The 3,553-nt window shown below is 72.7% G+C and carries 2 protein-coding genes; both read left to right on the top strand.

Features of this window, described 5'->3' with window-relative positions; genetic code table 11:
• Window positions 1–2,535 (top strand): SDR family NAD(P)-dependent oxidoreductase (locus tag ACWC5O_RS45150; RefSeq protein WP_450781349.1); only part of this gene is annotated, 2,535 nt, incomplete at its 5' end.
• Between the two features lie 201 nt (window positions 2,536–2,736).
• A partial coding sequence (locus tag ACWC5O_RS45145; protein ID WP_450781347.1) for a beta-ketoacyl synthase N-terminal-like domain-containing protein occupies window positions 2,737–3,553 on the top strand: 817 nt, incomplete at its 3' end.

Here is a 3,553-nt window from a genome sequence, read left to right as displayed (position 1 = left end):
GAGGCCGTCCCGGATGCGGTGGTGGTGGGCAGTCTGCGTCGTGACGATGGCGGGGCCCTGCGTTTGCTGACCTCGCTGGCCGAGGCGTGGGTGCGTGGCATCCCGGTCGACTGGACGGCCGTGCTGGCCGGACACGACGCCCGCACCGTCCCCCTGCCCACCTACGCCTTCCAGCACCGCCGCTACTGGCTCGATGTCCCCGAAGCCGCCCCCCATGCCATGTCCGGAAGCCCCTCGGTCGATGAGGTGGACGCCCGCTTCTGGGAAGCGGTCGAACGCGAGGACCTGGAAGCCCTCGCCGACACCCTCGACCTGGCGCCCGAGCGGCGCGGGACGTTGTGCACGGTGGAACCGGTCCTGCCCGTCCTGGCGGAGTGGCGCCGGCGCAAGAGGGAGAGCGCCGTGCTGGACTCCTGGCGCTACACGGTGACATGGCAACCGGCCGGGTCACAGGTGACCGGGCCGGGCTCCTTGCCCTCGCACTGGCTGGTCGTGGTGCCCGGCGCCGAAGGTTCCGTCGAAGGTGCGACACAGGAGTTGGTCGAGCGGCTGTGCGGTCACAATGAGGTCGAAGACGTCGTCACGATCGTCCTCGACGTCACGCAGGGAGACCGGGCAGCCCTCGTGGACCGCCTCCGCGAAGCCTTCGAGGAGAATCCGCTCACGGGCGCCGTACTCAATCTGCTGCCGCTCGCCCCTGGCCCCCACGACTCTGCTGCCGATTACCAGTCCTCCGCAGTGCCCGAGGCCGTCACGGCGACCTTCCTGCTCATGCAGGCACTGACGGACGTGGAGGCGGAGACACCGCTGTGGACGGTCACCCGGGGAGCGGTCACCGTGCCCGGTACCGTGGCGACGTCCGCCGCCGGGCCGGTACCGGAGCAGGCTGCCGTCTGGGGTCTCGGCCGGGTCTACGGGCTCGACCACCCCCGGCAGTGGGGCGGCCTGATCGACCTCCCCCCGCTTCCCGGTCGTTCCGCAGCCGGCGACTCGGCCGCACCGCCCGCGCCCGTCGCGGAGCTCGACGCACGCACCTGGAGCCACTTCGTCGCGGCTCTCGCGGGCCTTGAGGACGAGGACCAGTTCGCCGTACGTCCGGAGGGACTCCACGTACGCCGCATGGTCCGCAAGCCGGTCGACGCCGAGGCGGGCGAACGCCGTGTGGTCGGCTTCTCGGGTACGACGCTCATCACCGGCGGCACCGGGGCCCTCGGCGCGCAGCTCGCCCGGCGACTGGCCGCCACCGGTGCCGAGCATCTTCTGCTGGTCAGCCGCCGCGGCCCGGACGCGCCCGGCGCGGCCGAACTGGAGGCGGAGCTGACCGCGCTCGGCGCTCGCGTCACCGTCGCCGCCTGCGACGTCACCGACCGGGAGGCCCTGGCCAAGCTGCTGTCGGGCGTGCCGGAGGGCGCGCCGGTCAACGCCGTGGTGCACGCGGCGGGCACCGAGCCGCCGGCCGTCGCGATCGGGGACACGGACCCCGACGCCCTGCAGTACGTGGTGGCCGCGAAGATCGCGGGTGCCGTCCACCTCGACGCGCTGCTCGCCGACCGTCCGCTGGAGGCCTTCGTCCTGTTCTCGTCGGGCGCAGGCGTCTGGGGCGACGGTGGCCACTCCGGGTACGCGGCCGCGAACGCCTACCTCGACGCGTTCGCCGAGTGGCGCCGCAGCCGAGGCCGGGTGGCCACCTCCATCGCTTGGGGCGCCTGGGCCGGCGGCGGCATGGTCCATGAGGCCGAGGGCGACCGACTGCGCCGCTACGGCGTTCCCACCATGGACCCCGAGGTGGCCGTGGGCGCCGTACAGCAGGCCCTCGCGTACGACGAGACGTTCCTGGTCGTCGCCGACGTGATCTGGGACCGGTTCGCGGCGACCTATTCCGCCGCCCGCCGCCGCCGTCTCTTCGACGAGATCCCGGAGGTCCGGCTCATCGACGGCGGGCCCGCCCGCGCCGACGAGGCCGGGGACGGCGCCGATGCCGGGCTGGTGACCGACCAGGCTCAGTCGTTCGCCCGCAGACTGGCCGGCGCGAGCCGGGCGGAGCAGGAACGGGCCGTGCTCCATCTCGTCCGTGCGCAGGTCGCGGTGGTACTCGGCCATGACGGGACCGGTGCGATCGCTCCCGGCCAGGCCTTCCGCGACCTCGGCTTCGACTCCCTGACCGCGGTGGAGCTGCGCAACCGGCTCAAGGAGGCCACGGGGCTCGGGCTTCCCGCCACCCTGGTCTTCGACCATCCCACCCCGGCCGCCCTCGGCGAGCGACTGCTGTCCGAACTGGCCCCGGACACGGAACCGGCGGGCGGAGGGGACCTCGCCTCGCTGGACGAGTTGGAGGCGGCGATCGCCGCGCTCGACCCCGCCGACGACGCCTCCCGCACCAGGATCACCACCCGGTTGCAAGCGCTGCTTTGGCGGTTGTCCGACAGCCCGTCGGAGAAACCGGCGGGTGGCGGCGAGTCCGATGACGAACTGCTCGAGGCCGTCTCCGACGACGAGATGTTCGACCTGATCGACAAGGAACTCGGCCTCAACTAGACCGGCCGGACGGGTCGGGCCCCCCACCGACCCGTCCGGCCTCCTCCGCTTCCACCGCCACGAGCACCGGCGCCGGCACCAGCACCACCGCACACCCGCCACCGCCCATGCTCACGACACCACCCCGTCCGACCTGCCCGTTGCCAACGCCGTACGGGTGACTCCAAGCCTTCGGGCCTGCTCTAGGGACTGATGACGTTCATGGCTAACGAGGACAAGCTCCGCGACTACCTCAAGCTGGTCACTACCGACCTGCGGCAGACCCGCCGACGCCTCCAGGAGGTCGAGGCCCGCCAGCAGGAGCCCATCGCCATCGTCTCGATGAGCTGCCGCTTCCCCGGCAACGCCCACACCCCGGAGGACTTCTGGGAGCTGCTCGTGGGCGGCGTCGACACCGTCTCCGAACTGCCCGCGGACCGCGGCTGGGACCTGGAGGGCCTGTACCACCCCGATCCCGAGCATCAGGGCACGAGTTACACCCGCTCCGGCTCGTTCCTGTACGACGCCGCCGACTTCGATCCCGCCTTCTTCGGTATCTCGCCGCGCGAGGCGACGGTGATGGACCCGCAGCAGCGGTTGCTGCTGGAGACCTCCTGGGAGGCGCTGGAGCGGGCCGGTATCGACCCGGGCACCCTGCGCGGCGAGAAGGCGGGCGTCTTCGTCGGCAGCAGCGACCAGGGCTACGGTGCCGCGGCCGCCGGTGCCCGGGACCGGGTCGAGGGACACATGCTGACGGGCGGCTCCGGCGCGGTACTGTCCGGCCGCATCGCCTACACCCTTGGCTTCGAGGGCCCCGCCGTCACCGTCGACACGATGTGCTCCTCGTCGCTGGTAGCGCTGCACCTCGCCGTCCAGGCCCTGCGCCAGGACGAGTGCCGCCTCGCGCTCGCCGCCGGCGCCACCGTCATGGCCGCCCCTCGCAACTTCGTGGAGTTCAGCAGGCAGCGGGGGCTCGCGCCGGACGGTCGGTGCAAGCCGTTCGCGGCGGGTGCGGACGGCACGGGCTGGGGCGAGGGCG

The sequence above is a fragment of the Streptomyces sp. NPDC001450 genome, from assembly GCF_053597295.1.
The sequence above is the reverse complement of the archived record's forward strand: the minus strand, read 5'-3'. Positions and strand labels throughout refer to the sequence as shown.